Annotated in this window: 13 protein-coding genes; 7 read left to right on the top strand and 6 right to left on the bottom strand. The window is 69.3% G+C overall.

The window, feature by feature from the left end; translation table 11 throughout:
- Window positions 1-62 precede the first annotated feature (62 nt).
- The 3 genes from DVR07_RS10425 to DVR07_RS10415 are packed head-to-tail and all read right to left on the bottom strand — an operon-like array spanning window position 63 to window position 3,650.
- Window positions 63-2,114: an Ig-like domain-containing protein gene (locus DVR07_RS10425; protein ID WP_115797067.1), complete on the bottom strand. Its 2,052-nt coding sequence runs from the start codon at window positions 2,112-2,114 to the stop codon at window positions 63-65.
- Window positions 2,115-2,161: 47 nt separating this feature from the next.
- Window positions 2,162-2,749, bottom strand: a complete 588-nt coding sequence (locus DVR07_RS10420; protein ID WP_115797065.1) for a DUF2150 family protein — start codon at window positions 2,747-2,749, stop codon at window positions 2,162-2,164.
- Window positions 2,750-2,798: 49 nt separating this feature from the next.
- On the bottom strand, window positions 2,799-3,650 hold the full coding sequence (locus DVR07_RS10415) for a TatD family hydrolase (protein ID WP_115797063.1): 852 nt from the start codon (window positions 3,648-3,650) through the stop codon (window positions 2,799-2,801).
- A gap of 112 nt (window positions 3,651-3,762) precedes the next feature.
- On the opposite strand from DVR07_RS10415, the gene DVR07_RS10410 reads away from it, so the two are divergent.
- Complete coding sequence (locus DVR07_RS10410) at window positions 3,763-4,233, top strand: hypothetical protein (protein WP_115797061.1); 471 nt, start codon at window positions 3,763-3,765, stop codon at window positions 4,231-4,233.
- Window positions 4,234-4,280: 47 nt separating this feature from the next.
- Here DVR07_RS10410 and DVR07_RS10405 read toward each other — a convergent pair whose 3' ends face one another.
- Window positions 4,281-4,724 carry an NYN domain-containing protein gene (locus DVR07_RS10405; RefSeq protein ID WP_115797059.1) on the bottom strand — a complete coding sequence of 148 codons (444 nt, stop codon included), beginning with the start codon at window positions 4,722-4,724 and terminating at the stop codon, window positions 4,281-4,283.
- A 175-nt stretch (window positions 4,725-4,899) separates the two neighbouring features.
- On the opposite strand from DVR07_RS10405, the gene DVR07_RS10400 reads away from it, so the two are divergent.
- The 5 genes from DVR07_RS10400 to gcvH all read left to right on the top strand — a co-directional run bounded on the left by DVR07_RS10400 (window position 4,900) and on the right by gcvH (window position 10,212).
- On the top strand, window positions 4,900-6,477 hold the full coding sequence (locus DVR07_RS10400) for a S8 family serine peptidase (RefSeq protein WP_115797058.1): 1,578 nt from the start codon (window positions 4,900-4,902) through the stop codon (window positions 6,475-6,477).
- Between the two features lie 104 nt (window positions 6,478-6,581).
- A complete protein-coding gene (locus DVR07_RS10395) occupies window positions 6,582-8,309 on the top strand; it encodes a cation:proton antiporter (RefSeq protein WP_115797056.1) in 1,728 nt (575 codons plus the stop codon).
- 175 nt (window positions 8,310-8,484) lie between these two features.
- Complete coding sequence (locus tag DVR07_RS10390; RefSeq protein WP_115797054.1) at window positions 8,485-8,664, top strand: hypothetical protein; 180 nt, start codon at window positions 8,485-8,487, stop codon at window positions 8,662-8,664.
- A 70-nt stretch (window positions 8,665-8,734) separates the two neighbouring features.
- Window positions 8,735-9,826 (top strand): glycine cleavage system aminomethyltransferase GcvT, encoded by a 1,092-nt coding sequence (gcvT, locus tag DVR07_RS10385; protein WP_115797053.1) that lies wholly within the window; start codon window positions 8,735-8,737, stop codon window positions 9,824-9,826.
- Between the two features lie 2 nt (window positions 9,827-9,828).
- Entirely contained in the window at window positions 9,829-10,212 is a 384-nt protein-coding gene (gene gcvH / locus DVR07_RS10380; protein ID WP_115797051.1) for a glycine cleavage system protein GcvH, read from the top strand.
- A 44-nt stretch (window positions 10,213-10,256) separates the two neighbouring features.
- Here the strand turns inward: gcvH and DVR07_RS10375 are convergent, their stop codons facing one another.
- Complete coding sequence (locus tag DVR07_RS10375) at window positions 10,257-11,021, bottom strand: DUF7504 family protein (protein WP_115797049.1); 765 nt, start codon at window positions 11,019-11,021, stop codon at window positions 10,257-10,259.
- Between the two features lie 237 nt (window positions 11,022-11,258).
- On the opposite strand from DVR07_RS10375, the gene DVR07_RS22100 reads away from it, so the two are divergent.
- Window positions 11,259-11,396 (top strand): DUF7503 family protein, encoded by a 138-nt coding sequence (locus DVR07_RS22100; RefSeq protein WP_165881749.1) that lies wholly within the window; start codon window positions 11,259-11,261, stop codon window positions 11,394-11,396.
- Window positions 11,397-11,398: 2 nt separating this feature from the next.
- On the opposite strand, the gene DVR07_RS10370 is transcribed toward DVR07_RS22100, so the two are convergent.
- Window positions 11,399-13,612 (bottom strand): hypothetical protein, encoded by a 2,214-nt coding sequence (locus DVR07_RS10370; RefSeq protein ID WP_115797047.1) that lies wholly within the window; start codon window positions 13,610-13,612, stop codon window positions 11,399-11,401.
- Between the last annotated feature and the right edge of the window lie 119 nt (window positions 13,613-13,731).

Below are 13,731 nucleotides of genomic sequence, written 5' to 3'. Positions count from 1 at the left end.
CGACCGGCTATAAGGTTTTGTCGATACCGCTTTCGACGGTCGTCGAAATACCGCTGCTCGGCTCAACCGTCGTTTCCGCGCACGGTGAACGTCACCGGGTCGTGGTTCTCGAAGCGCAGCGTGATGGTGACGCGTTCGCTCGTCATCGAGACGGGGTTCCCGTCGCTGAAGAACTCGTAGAGGTAGAACGTCGCGGTGCCGCCGTCACCGGCGATGATCGGTTCCTGCTGGAGCGTCCAGGTAACATCACCGTACCACTCGTTTGCGTGCGGTTCCTGACCGTCGCTGTCGATGTCGAACGTTCTGGGAAGCGCAGTCCCGCCGGCGATGTCGGAGGTTCCGTCGCGCTGCGCGTCGACGTGCAGTTCGCTCTGGTACATGCCCTCGTCCGCAGACGAGTCACTGAGTTCGTCGATAGACCCGTCTTCGGGTTCGACGCGAACGTCGGTCAGGGTGACCGACTCGGCTTCGTTGTTCGTGACGCTGAAGGTCAATCCGGACTTCTGCCCGCCCTGTCTGTCGCCGCGCGTCGCGGTCCCGTCGTCGTTGTACACGATGGTGCCGGTCGGCTCTGCTCCGGAGTCGTAGATCTGGATCGCCAGCCTGTCGCCGGTCCCGCCGCTGGCGGCGTAGACGGTGACGTTCTCGGTATCGAGCGCCTGGAGGTCGGCCTCGACGCTGCCGTCGCTCCCGGTGGTCCCCTGGTCGGCGGCGAACTGGGCTGTCGCCGTGTCGTTCACCGCGAACTGGACCGTCGCACCGTCGGCGGTGGGCGTCGTGTTCGCCGTCAGCGTCACGGTATCGCCGTACGCGAGGTCGTACCTGCACGTGTCGTTGGCGTGGCACGTCATCCCGGGCCGGGAGTCGATGGTGGCGTTCTCCCACCAGGTCCAGTAGGCACCGTCGTCCCCGTCTCCTCCGGTGGTGCCGTTCCCCGTGCCAGCCGAGCTGACGTGAACGCGGAGGGTCGCCTCCTCCCGCGGCTCGGGGTCGTCGCTGATGTTGAACGTCACCGCCTCGGTCCCGGCCGCCCCGGAGGCATCGTAGACGAACGTTGCGCGACCTGCAGCGTTCGTCCGGGTCCGTTGCGGAGTCACGGTCCCGTCGGTGACGTCGCTCGCGTTCACGATCGTGCCCGACACGGGGTTGTTGAACCGGTCGCGCACCTCCACGACGAGTTGCTGCTTGCCGCCTTCGAGCGCGCTCGCGTTGTCGCCCCGGACGTCGGTCACGTAGTGAGGGTCGACGCCCGTCACGTCCGAGCCGACGCCGACCTTCGCGAGCTGGAGCTCGTAAGTTCCCGGTTCGAGGACGATTCGGACGTCCGCGACGTCGGGCCGGGGACCGGCCTCCACGGCGAGCACGCGGCGGTCGTCGCCGGGCGATTCGCTCCACTCGTCTGCGAGCAGTTGCCTCCAGAGGCCGACCGCCTTCCCCTCGGCGAGCGTGGTCGGGACGACCACCGAGAGGTTGGCCGTCTCGTTGCGGACCGTCACGGTCCGGGTCGCGGCGCTGACCGCGCGGAAGTCGACCGTCGCGCTCCCGCTGGCCGACTCCGAGAGGCTGCCGTTCAGCGCCACGAGCGAGATCCGGTTCCCGCGGACGAGTCGCTGACCCGACAGCGTCCGATTGGCGTCCGGATACCGGTTGTAGAGCACGCCGTTCCGGAACACCGTCGTCGGGGGGTTCTGGTAGACGTGGTACAGCGGGTCGTAGGTCAGCCCCAGCGTCGAGAAGTTCCGACTGTGACCTGTCCAGTAGTCGCCGGTCTCGCCGTCGGCGGTGGCGTTCCGAATCGTCGCGTTCGCGGCCGGCGTCGTCGCGAGCGTCCCCGAGGGCGGCGCGGGGTTGACGAAGACGGCCCGGACCGGATACCGGGTCCCGAGCGCGACCGACGACGACCCGCCGCTGCCGGTGACGGCGGTCCGGAGGAGCTCGTCACGGAGGTCCTGGAGCTGGCCCTGGACCCGCTGGTTGTGGTCGAACTCCACCTGCTCGTTCTGCTGGGGGACGACCGAGGCCTGGTAGGTCGACAGCAGGACGACAACCACCGCGAACAGCAGCACCGTCCCGACCTGCACGGTCACGCCCCGGTCGTCGGTTCGCAGTCGCACTACTCGCCTCCTTTCAGGGCGAACAGATAAAAATAGCGCTGGGGCGGCTACTCGTCTTCCTCTTCCTCTTCGACGACCTCGGGGTCGCTCATGGCGCTCTGGAGGCTGTCGAGGCCGTTGACCCACTCGGTGACCAGGCCGTACTCGATGTCCTCGGTGACCGTCATGTCGAGCTCCTCGCCGTCGATGATGCGCGTCCCGGCCGCCGCGACCAGTCCGAGCGCCGAGTCGAGGTCCTCGCCCTCCTCGGCGCGGCCGGCCTCCACGACGTACTCCTCGACGCCACCCTCGTCGGCGGGCCCGTCGGCGACGTACTGCTCGGCCGCGTAGAAGACGCAGACCAGACTGGTCTGGACGCCGTCGATGAGCATCGCCTTCTCGTCGTTGTCGAACTCCACCTCGTCGAGGACGACCTCGCGGATGTCGGCGAGCTCCTCGAGCGCCTCCTCCTCCTCGACCTCGCCGTCGTCGTACGCGGTGACGATCTTGGCGACGGCGATGGCGACGTCGTCCTGGAGATTGAGGAGCAGTCGGGCCGAGTCCTCGTCCTCCGGGTCGATGTCCTCCTCCCGGATGCGGTCGAGCCAGTTCTGCCAGCGTTCGTCGGAGTAGAATTCCTCCGGAGGCGCGCTCATATGCTTTCCGAGTGTTGCCCGCTTCATATGCCTTTCTGCTTGGGCTGCGCTACCGGTCCAACGTTTCTTCCGTGTCGAGGCCGTAGACCCGCTTTGGCGCCTCCACGTGGGCGATTACCAGCGCCTCGTCGTACCCTTCCTCCTGCATCCACCGGACGCGCCGGGGCACCGTCTTGGGCCCCATCACCGCGCCGGGCCGGTCGGGGTCGTCCACGAAGTCGGTCTCCATCAGGAACGGCTCGCCCCGCTCGGCAGCGCGTGCCAGCCTGTCCTTCTCGCTCATCACGCTCGGCGTCGGTCCGGCCAGCTTCCCGCCGGCGTAGTGTTTGACGACCTTCTCGGGGTCCAGGCCGGCGTCCTCGGCCCAGTCGGCGATCTCGGTCAGGTCCTCGCTGGCCTCGGTGTGGAGCTGGACCGCACAATCCCGGTCGGCGCCCAGCGCCAGCCCGTGGCGGAGCACCGCGTTCGAGGCCTCCCACACCGCGTCGGTCGTGTCGTAGTGGGGTCGACCGGTCTTGAGCGCCACCGCCTCGCCCGACTCGACGTACTCGGCCGCGAGGTCCAGCCCCGCTTGCATCAGGTCGCGGGCCGCCTCGGGCGCGTACCCCCGGTCGTCGACCAGCTTCGAGACCAGCCCGGGGTGGACCCCGAGCACGGGCCACGCCCGGCCGTCGAGTATCTCGTCCGCCCGCGAGACCGCGTCGAGGGTGGTCTCGAAGACGGGGCGGAACTCCTCGCCGGTCTCGGGTTCGACCCCGAGCAGCCACGAGGGCTTGTTGACCACGAGCAGGTGGGTGCCGCCGCTGCGCGCGAAGTCCTTGACCGCCTCCATGCCCCGGCCGTGGTCGGGGTCGAGGTGGAGGTGGTCGTCGAGCACCGGCGTTCCGAGGTCCTCGCTCATGGCCGAGTGTTGGAGTTGCGGGGGAAAAACGGCTGTGAATCGACGTTGCTTCGTCGCGGTCGCGCTCCGATGTGGCGCGACCTCCAAGTGCCTCCGGCCCGCACGACCCCACATGAGTACCGACCCCCGCGACGTCCGGTCGCTCGCGGTCACGACCGGTGACGTGGTGACGGCGTACGAGGCCAGCCGCCGGAGCGACCGCCGGCCCGTCCTCCGGGTGACGCCGCCGTTCTCGGGCCGGATGCGGGCTCGACTCCACGACACGGGTCCGGGCCCGGCGACACGCGAGGGCGACGACCGCGACCCCGAGACGGGCGCGGTCCACGTCCCGCCCGCACGATTTGTCGACGGCGGGACGGTACCCGAGTATCCGACGCCTGACGACACCGAGGACGCGCTCCGCGAGGACTCCGAGGTCGAGTTCTCGGTCGAGCGCCACCGCGAGCGCCACGTCGCATCGGTCGAGGCGTGGCGCGAGGCGGTCGCCGCCTCCATCGCGGACTCGGTGGTCCTCCGGCTCGACGGGGACGACCACCGCGTCGACGTCGCGACGCTCGGCGACGCCGGCGGCGCGGACGAGTAGCTCCCGATCGACACACTTCGGGACCGCGAACTGCTCCGCCCCCGCGCTCACTCCTCCAGCACGACCGCGTCGTGGGCCGCGTTCCGCAGGGCGTCCGACCGGCCGTGCTCGCCCGGCGCGATGGCGACCGTCCGGACTCCGTTCCGGGCGGCCTTCTCCAGCACGGGCTTGAAGTCGGTGTCCCGCGAGGCGACCGCCAGCACGTCCAGCCCCTCGGTGAGCGCGAACTCGGTCGCGTCGACCGCGAGCTTCACGTCCACGTCGCCGCTGGTCACCGTCACCTCGTAGCCTCGGGCCTCGGCGGCCTGGATGAGCCCGGGCGTGGCGTGTTCGTCGAGGTAGAGCCGCGTCGCCGAGAGCTGGCCGATCTCTTCGGCCGCCGCCCGGACGTCGTCGAGGTCCACGTCGAACTCGTCTCGCAGCACGTTCGGCCCGTCCACGAACAGCGCGACGGTCGTCGCCCCGTCGAGGAGCGAGCGCAGCGGTTGCATACCCGGCGATAGCCGACCTCGGACCATAGCGGTGGCGGTCCGTCGCGAATCGGTCGCGAGACAGTGGGCCCGAAGGCCTCTCTAATTAATTGATACACTAACTAAATTAAATAAATATTTTATTTCAGTATGAAAAAAGAATAAATAACCATGGCTTTTCGTATCACGATGAAGCATGTCGGACAAAACCCCCAACCGATGCGGTCGACGCGACTTCCTCAAGGCAACAGGTGCGGTCGGCGCCGCCGCCGCGGCGAGTGGCGTTACGGCAGCGACGCCGGGCCGCGAGCCCGGTCCGAAGAAGGACGAGATTCTCGTCGGCGTCTCCGCCGGCCACGGCGACGTGGAGGCGACGGTCGCCGGCCACCTCCCGGGCACCGCGGAGGTCGTCCACACCAACGACAACCTCCGGTACGCCGCGGTCGAGTTCCCGAGCCGGGCTCCGGAGAAGGCCAAGCAGAACTTCATCGACGCCATCACGAAGCGCGACGGCATCAAGTACGCCGAGCCGAACGCGACCCACACCGCACTCGCCACTCCGAGCGACCCCCGGTTCGGCGACCAGTACGCGCCCCAGCAGGTCGAGTCCGACCGGGCGTGGGACGCCACGTTCGGCGACTCGGAGGTCACCATCGCCGTCGTCGACACCGGCGCCCAGTACGACCACCCCGACCTGGCGGCCAACTACGCCTCGGACCCCGGCCGGGACTTCGCTGACGGCGACTCGGACCCGGCCCCGGACGCGCCGAGCGACGAGTACCACGCCACCCACGTCTCGGGCTGCGCCGCGGCGGTCGTCGACAACGGCGCCGGCGTCGCGGGCCAGGGCAACTCAACGCTCATCAACGGCCGGGCGCTCGACGAGAGCGGCAGCGGGTCGACGGCCGACATCGCCGACGCCGTCGAGTGGGCGGCCGACCGGGGCGCGGACGTCATCAACCTGAGCCTCGGTGGCGGCGGCTACACGTCCACGATGAAGAACGCCGTCTCCTACGCGACCGACAACGGCGCGCTCGTCGTCGCGGCCGCCGGGAACGACGGCTCAGGCAGCGTCTCGTACCCCGCCGCCTATAGCGAGTGCGTGGCGGTCTCGGCGGTCGACAGCGACGAGCAGCTCGCGTCGTTCTCCCAGTACGGCAGCAGCGTCGAGCTCTGCGCGCCCGGCGTCGACGTGCTCTCGACCACGACCGAGGAGCGTGGCTCCTACGAGCGGCTGTCGGGCACCTCGATGGCGACGCCGGTCACGTCGGGCGTCGCCGGCCTGACGCTCGCGAAGTGGGACCTCACCAACTCGGAGCTCCGCAGCCACCTCAAGAACACCGCCGAGGACATCGGTCTCTCCTCGGACGAGCAGGGCGCGGGCCAGGTCAACGCCTACGACGCGGTCACCACCGAACCCGGTAGCGGCGGTGGCGGCGGAGGCGGCGACGGCGGGTCGACGTCCGAGACGGTCAGCGGGTCGCTGTCGGGCTCCTACGACTACGACGACTACTCGTGGTCGTGGGAGTACAGCTCGCCGAGCCAGATCGTCGTGGAACTCGACGGGCCGAGCGACGCCGACTTCGACCTCTACGTCAACGAGGGCACGACGACCGACGCCTCCCCGAGCGACTACGACTACCGGTCGATCAGCACGAACAGCCGGGAGTCCATCACCGTCGACAGCCCCGACACGTCGACGGCGCTCCAGATCGACGTCGACTCCTACAGCGGGTCGGGGAGCTACGACCTGACCATCACCGAGTACCAGTAACGCACCCGCGCCAGCCGGCGTCGCCTCTCTTTCCGGCCCGCTGACCGTCTCCCTCGCGCGAGCGAGCCACGGACGTTTAATGACTCAGCGGCTTACCTTCGGACATGGTCGCAGAGACTGGGATCGCCGCCGAGCTCATCGACCTGCTGTCGGTGTTCGTCATCGCGGCTGGCGTCGGCGTCTTCGTCGCCAAGATCGGCCGGTTCCCCTACACTATCGCGCTCCTGCTCGCGGGTCTCACCGTCTCGATCCTCGGCGTCACCATCGACATCGAACTGTCCCACGACCTCATCCTGCTGGTCTTCCTGCCGCCGCTTCTGTTCGAGGGCGCGGCGACCACCGACCTCGAACACTTCCGGACGAACCTCACGCACATCCTCGTCCTCGCGGTGGTGGGACTGATAGCGGCGATCCTCCTGCTCGGCGTCGTCGGCCACTACGCCTTCGGCTTCCCGTTGCTGGTCGCGCTGCTGTTCGCGGCGATGATCCTGCCCACCGACCCGGTGTCGGTGCTGGCGCTGTTCGAGGAACTCGGCGCGCCCGAGCGCCTCTCGGTGCTGGTCGAGGGCGAGAGCCTCGTCAACGACGGCGTGGGCGTCGTCATCTTCACGACGCTGTACGCGCTCGTCCTCCAGTCCACTCGGGCCGGGACCGACCTCGCGGAACTGGTGACCGCCGACACCATCGTCAGCGCCTCGACCGACATCCTGGTCGCCAGCGTCGGCGGAGCGCTCGTCGGACTGGTGGCCGGCCTCGCGGTGTACCAGGTCATGTACCGGCTCGACGAGCACATGACCGAGATCGTGCTGACGCTCGTTCTGGCGTACGGCAGCTTCCTGCTGGCCGAACACACCCTGAGCGGGGTCATCGGCGACTACTACTTCAGCGGCGTCATCGCCACGGTGACGGCCGGCTTCCTCATCGGCAACCGGGGCGCCGAGCGCGCGATGAGCGCCCAGACCAAGATCTCGGTGTTCAACACGTGGGAGACCGCCGCCTTCCTCGTCAACACGCTCATCTTCCTGCTCATCGGCGCGAAGACGCCCATCCACCAGGTGGTGACCCACGGGCGACTCATCCTGCTGGCCATCCCGCTGGTCGTCCTCGCGCGCGCGGCGGTGGTCTACCCCATCGTCAACCTCGTCAACCAGGCGGTCGCCCGACCGGTGCCGGTCGACTACCAGCACGTCATGGTGTGGGGCGGGCTCCACGGCTCGATTCCCATCGCGCTGGTGCTGGGGCTGCCGCCGAACTTCCCGCTGCTGGAGGAGCTCCGCGCGATGGTGTTCGGCGTCGCGGCGTTCAGCCTCGTGGTCCAGGGGCTCACGATGGGCCGGCTGATGAACGGCCTCGACATCGTGACCCGGTCGGAGGCCGAGGAGCTGTACGAACTGCTCGTCGGGCGCGCTCGCGCGGTCGACGCCGCGCTCGAATCGGCCGAACGGCTCCACGCCGCGGGCGACCTCTCGGAGGAGGTCTACGAGGACTTCCGCGGGGAGTACGAGCGCGAGAAGCAGGACCTGAGCGAGGCCATCGGCCAGCTGCTCGAGAACAACCCCGAGCTCCGGCGCGAGGAGCTGCTGGTCGGCGAGCGTCGGGTGCTCAAGCAGGAGAAGAGCGCCCTAATGGACGCGATGCGCAACGGCACCGTCAGCGACGACGTGGGCCGCCGGCTGATAGAGGAGATCGACCTCAAGCTCGACCGGGTGCAGTCCGGCGAGAGCACGGTCACCGACCGCCAAGAGGAGGAGGCCTACGAGGAGTTCTGGCGCTCGCGCGCCGCGGAGTTCGGCCTGGAGACTCGACCGGAGGCCCAGAAGGCAGACGACTGAAGCCGCGCCCGCCGGTCCGTCGAGTCGGCCGCGGTCCGCCGATCCAACCCCTTGATTGGGCAACTCTTCCCAAAGTGTCCGGATTGTCGAGGCCGGCTCGGCAATCGGGTGGGGTGTCAATATAGTCGAAATAGCTAAGAGTCCCTATGAACACCGATGGCCAAGGCGACCGTAGATGAGCTCCGACGACTCCGACGAGAAGATACTCGGCACGACGACCGTGACCCAGCGGTGGCGAATCAGCCTCATCAAGGCGGTCCGCGAGGAGTTCGCCGAGGAGGGCGTCGAGGTCGAGGAGGGCGACCGGCTGGTCTACAAGCTCCGGGACGGCCAGATCGTCGTCGAACCCGCGTGAGGCGTCGAACCGACCGGCCAGCTATCCGGAAGACAAAGACATTACGTGCCGGGCGTCTAACCCACCTCACATGAGCCTTCGGAAACCGCCACTGCGCGAGGCCCACGCCGCCGAGGGAGCGTCGTTCACCGAGTTCGGCGGGTGGGACATGCCCGTGGAGTTCGACTCCATCAAGGTCGAGCACGCCGCGGTCCGCGAGGAGGCGGGCATCTTCGACGTGTCCCACATGGGCCAGATCGAGGTCGGCGGGCCCGACGCCGCCGACCTGATCCAGCGGCTCACCACCAACGACGTGACCGAACTCGGCCGCGGGGACTCCCACTACTCGATGGTCGTCGACGAGGAGGGCACGATTCTCGACGACACCGTGGTCTACCGCCTCCCCGAGGGCCGGGACGCCGAGTTCCTCTTCGTCCCCAACGCGGGTCACGACGAGCAGATGTACGACCGGTGGACCGACCACCGCGACGAGTGGGGCCTCGACGCCGAGGTGGAGAACGCCACCGAGGAGTACGCGATGTACGCGGTCCAGGGGCCCGAGGCGACGGACCTCGTGGCCGAGGCGGCCGACGACGACGTGACCGACCTCTCGAAGTTCGAGGGCACGGACGCGGCGTTCGCGGGCGTCGACTGCTGGACCGCCCGGACCGGCTACACCGGCGAGGCCGGCTTCGAACTGGTCGTCCCGGTCGAGTCGGCCGAGGCGGTCTGGGACCTGTTCGACTGCCAGCCCTGCGGTCTCGGCGCGCGCGACACCCTCCGCATGGAGATGGGATTCCTGCTGTCCGGCCAGGACTTCGACGCCGACGAGAACCCCCGGAACCCCTACGAGGCGGGCGTCGGCTGGACGGTCAAGCTCGACACCGAGTTCGTCGGCCGGGACGCGCTCGAGGGCGTCGACGCCGAGGGCGCCGACGAGGAGTTCGTCGGCATCAAACTCGTCGACCGCGGCGTCCCGCGCCACGGCTACGACGTGACCGACCCCGACGGCGAGGTCATCGGCGAGGTGACCAGCGGCACGATGAGTCCGACGCTGGACGAGCCCATCGCGCTGGGCTACGTCCCCACCGAGTACGCCGACGCCGGGACCAAGGTCCGCGTCGTGGTCCGCGGCCAGTCGAAAAAGGCAAAGATAGCGAACACGCCATTCCTGAGTGAGTAACCATGAGCTTCGAAGTTCCCGACGACCGGAAGTACAGTAGCGAACACGAGTGGGTCGAGACGACCGACGGCACCGCCAGAATCGGTATCACCGGCTTCGCCCAGGACGAACTGGGCGACGTCGTCTTCGTCGAACTCCCCGACGAGGGGGAGGAGCTCTCCCAGGACGAGGAGTTCGGCGTCGTCGAGTCCATCAAGGCGGTCTCGGACCTCTACTCGCCGGTGAACGCCACCGTCACCGCGGTCAACGACGCGCTGGCCGACCAGCCCGAACTCGTCAACGACGACCCCTTCGGCGAGGGCTGGATGCTGGAGGTCGAACTGGCCGAGGACGACGGGCTCGACGAACTGCTGAGCGCCGAGGAGTATCGCGAGCAGATCGAGTAGCGGTGGGCAGTACGGGGCCGCGACGGCCCGTGGACTCCTTTTGGCTACAGCGGCGTCCAGCCGACCGACAGCTCCCGGTTCGGGACGTGCCAGCGCTGTTCGCCGACCCGTCCGTCCTCGGCGGCGTCGGCCAGCCGGACCTCGACGACGGCGTCGGCGGCGGGAGCGAACGCCCGGACGAGCTCGCTGTCGTACGGCTTCGGCAGCACGTAGTGGGCCATGGCGTCGCGCTTCCGGACGTGCCCGCCGACGATGCGGAGGCACCGCCGGACCACGTCCTCGCCGTGGAAGTCGACCAGCGGCGCCAGCGAGTCGACGCCCACGCGGAGCGCCGCCGGTTCGAGCGAATCGCCGGCGCGGGTCGCGAAGTCGTCGATGGCCTCGACCAGCGCGGACTGGAGCCCGGCCAGCTGGGGGTCCGCGACCCGGGTCTCCTTGACGCCCGCGAGCTCCGCCCGGGGCGTCTCGTCGGCCGAGGCGGTGACCGACCGGACCGCGCCGACGTGGTTGAGCACGTGGGTCGTCTCGCCGACCGGGCGCGACGACTCGGTCGGGTCGGGGAGCCGGTCGGCGATGCTCCCGGGGGTCGCGTCGGTCGCCGCGAGGACGCGGTACCGCGTCGCGTCGTCGTCGCCCAGCATTCGCGCGCTCGCCCGCGCGAACAGCTCCCGGGGCGCGTCGCCGACGACCAGCAGATTGCATCCGGTGGATTTCAGCTCGTTCAGGACGTCGAGAAAGTTCGCGAGGTCGTCGTCGGGGACCGGCGGCCCGGTCCCGCGTACGGAACCCGCGGATTCTGGGGACGACATTCGTCTGTGTGTGACTCACATTTTCACGGTCGAGTTATAAATTTTCCTCTTCGAACGATTGGATGCATGATGACCCGGGAGGCGTAAAAGGAAGTATTCCGATCTCGGAGTACACCACTGACGGCGGGCTGGGCGCTGGCGAGTCGCCCTCGTCGGAACCGGTAGTTTATCTGTTATTGTTGTTCTAGGTAAATTTAAGAAAGACAGATATTAGCAGGAACCGGATACTGTCACGCAATGGCACGAACGTCCGACCTCACGGCGCGGCTGGCCGACAACCCGAAACTGATGGGCGCGCTCTGGACGGTCGCGCTGCTGCTCGCAGAGAGCGGGAGCGCGGTCGCCGACTGCGCGTGCGCGAAGTCCGGACCGTAGACTCAGTGACCGAGCCACTCGTCGCTCCAGACGAGTTCGCCGTCGACGATCAGCGGCTGTGAGTCGCCCACGAACGACATCTGGAGCGCCTGCGGGGTCGCCGATTTCTCGCCGCAGGGTCCCACTCCGACGTGGTAGCGGTCCGACCCCTGGAGGTAGGACCGGATGTTCGTCCCCACGCTGCGAACCCGCGTCGGGTACGAGTATGGGGTCACGTCGAACCGTTCGTCGCCCCCGTCGACGACGTGGTGGATCATGGGGAGGCCGCTCTCGCAGTACGCCACGGTCACGCCCGGGTCGCCCACGACCACGTACCGGTTCCCGATGGAGGTGTACTCCCGGACGATCTTCATCGCCGCCCCGACGCCGAACCCGTGGTGGAGCAGTCGGGCCAGCGTCTCGCCGACCTCGACCGCGCCCGAGTTGAACAGGTCCGAGAGGCTCACCACGGCGGCGCTCGCGCCGGCCTTCACGAGTTCGACCCCCTGGTCGTGGGACCGACAGCCGTTCAGCAGCGCGGTGGTCGCGTTCGTCTCGCCGACCGCGGCCGCGTCGAGGACGCCGTCCGGGCACTGGAACCCCCGACCGTCGATGTGGCCGACGAAGTGGAACACGTCGCAGTCCTCGGCGAGCAGGCGCCGGAGGTCGGCCGTCGAGACCCCGACCCGCGCGGTCACGTCGACCGGCAGGTCCTCCCGGCTGCCGTATATCTCGCCCACCGAGTCCCACTCCTCGCGCATCGCCTCGTCGTTGCAGACCACGGTAACGTCGACGGTCCCGTCGGAGGGCTCGGGCGTCTCGTGGGCGAACGCCTCGGGGACGAGCTTCGTGCCCCTGATCGGGGTCCCGTCGCCCACCCACGCCCGTTCGAGCGCGTCTGTCTCGGGCAGCGAGACGTACTCGCCGACCTCCGGCACGCCGTCTGCGGTCGCGTCCTCGGCGTCCCCCGTCGGACTCCGGACCGACCGAACGAACTCCTCGCTCGCGGCGTCCGACTGCGCGGCGCTCGCGCGCTCGCCGTTCGACCGCCCCGTACTCGCTGATTCCGGGCTCGCCCGGTCGGCGCTCGCTCGCGGGCGCCGGAGGAACGAGTCGAGCGCCCCGTCGAGCCGGTCGTCGACCGTCCGGTCCGCCGGGTCGTCGGCCGACGCCTTCGGTCGGATCAGCGAGAGGTCGTTGACGAGCGCGGGCAGCAGTTCGACCGCGCCGGCGTCGGGCCGGACGTACGTGACCCGGTGCCACGGCGAGGCGGCGGCCGCGACGGCGTCGTCGGGCACCGACAGGTACGCCGCGAGCCGGTCGGCCGGGTCGGCGTCGTAGAGGTCGGCGAAGTCGAGGTCCGTCCGGGCCGCCAGGACGTCGCGCTCGTGGAGCTCGTCGGGGTACAGCCCCTCGGTCCTGGTCGCGCAGTCGAGGAAGAACACCCGCTTCAGCAGCGCCGCGACCGCGTCGGCGAGCTCGGTCGGGTCGTCGCCGAGCGGCCGGTCGACGCCGCTCTCGGCGGTCAGCCGGGCGGTCTCGCCCGGGACGACGGCCGCACTGAGGTAGTACGCCAGGGGCGCGACCGCGTACACCGCGGCGTACTCCGGCGGCGCGACGATCCGGACGCCCGTCTCGGGCGCGTCGAGGCCGTCGGGAATCGCCAGTTCGTCGCCCCGCTCGACGGCCGGCGGGTGGCCCCGCAGCGTCGGCCACGCCCGCTCGGGCGAGGTGGTCTTGAGCGCCGAGGAGAACGTCGAGACGGCGTCCATCGCCGCCGCGGGGTCGTCGGGCACCGTGACGGTCGCGGCCGGCGCGCTGTGGTACGACCGCGCGCCGACGTCGACCGCGGCGGTCCCGTCGAACTCGAACGCGACGCCGTCGGGGCTCGCGGCGACCCGGAGGGGTCCCGCGGCGCGCAGGTACACCTTTATGGGGGAGTGAAGCTCCACGAGGTAGTCGCCGTCGGGCAGCTCGCGGGTCGTGGGACTGTCGACCGAAGCGATCGGATCACCCTCGGGCGTCCGCACGTCCACCGGGAGCATGTAGGGGAGCCCGAGGCGACCGACCGAGATACGGCAGGCCGCGTCGACCGGGAAGGCGAACGTCCCGGGGTCGCCGGGGGTCGGTTCCACCGGCGCGTCGGTGTCCAGCGGGAAGTGTCGGGTCTCGACCGGGTCGACGACGTCGACGCCCGTCGCGCCCGGTGTCGACTCGAATCGCGGGGAGAGAGACATGAGTGGGAAACCCTGAACGTACCACTCCGGTCGGGGCCAGTCGTAAAAAACCCTCGGTCGGATACCCGTTCCTCGACCCCGTCCGCGCCGAGACCCCCTACGTTAAAGCCGTCGACTCC

Origin of the sequence: Halorussus rarus, assembly GCF_003369835.1 — an archaeon.
Classification (GTDB): Archaea; Halobacteriota; Halobacteria; order Halobacteriales; family Haladaptataceae; genus Halorussus; species Halorussus rarus.
Note: the sequence above shows the minus strand (reverse complement) of the source record. Positions and strands in the feature narration are given on the sequence as shown.

What these genes read in the sequence shown, in the direction of transcription:
- DVR07_RS10370 (WP_115797047.1), bottom strand. Translation starts at nt 13,612, where the DNA reads ATGTCTCTCTCCCCGCGATTCGAGTCGACACCGGGCGCGACGGGCGTC.
- DVR07_RS10405 (WP_115797059.1), bottom strand. Translation starts at nt 4,724, where the DNA reads ATGCAACCGCTGCGCTCGCTCCTCGACGGGGCGACGACCGTCGCGCTG.
- gcvT (WP_115797053.1), top strand. Translation starts at nt 8,735, where the DNA reads ATGAGCCTTCGGAAACCGCCACTGCGCGAGGCCCACGCCGCCGAGGGA.
- DVR07_RS10400 (WP_115797058.1), top strand. Translation starts at nt 4,900, where the DNA reads ATGTCGGACAAAACCCCCAACCGATGCGGTCGACGCGACTTCCTCAAG.
- DVR07_RS10415 (WP_115797063.1), bottom strand. Translation starts at nt 3,650, where the DNA reads ATGAGCGAGGACCTCGGAACGCCGGTGCTCGACGACCACCTCCACCTC.
- gcvH (WP_115797051.1), top strand. Translation starts at nt 9,829, where the DNA reads ATGAGCTTCGAAGTTCCCGACGACCGGAAGTACAGTAGCGAACACGAG.
- DVR07_RS10420 (WP_115797065.1), bottom strand. Translation starts at nt 2,749, where the DNA reads ATGAGCGCGCCTCCGGAGGAATTCTACTCCGACGAACGCTGGCAGAAC.
- DVR07_RS10395 (WP_115797056.1), top strand. Translation starts at nt 6,582, where the DNA reads ATGGTCGCAGAGACTGGGATCGCCGCCGAGCTCATCGACCTGCTGTCG.
- DVR07_RS10410 (WP_115797061.1), top strand. Translation starts at nt 3,763, where the DNA reads ATGAGTACCGACCCCCGCGACGTCCGGTCGCTCGCGGTCACGACCGGT.
- DVR07_RS10390 (WP_115797054.1), top strand. Translation starts at nt 8,485, where the DNA reads ATGAGCTCCGACGACTCCGACGAGAAGATACTCGGCACGACGACCGTG.
- DVR07_RS22100 (WP_165881749.1), top strand. Translation starts at nt 11,259, where the DNA reads ATGGCACGAACGTCCGACCTCACGGCGCGGCTGGCCGACAACCCGAAA.
- DVR07_RS10375 (WP_115797049.1), bottom strand. Translation starts at nt 11,021, where the DNA reads ATGTCGTCCCCAGAATCCGCGGGTTCCGTACGCGGGACCGGGCCGCCG.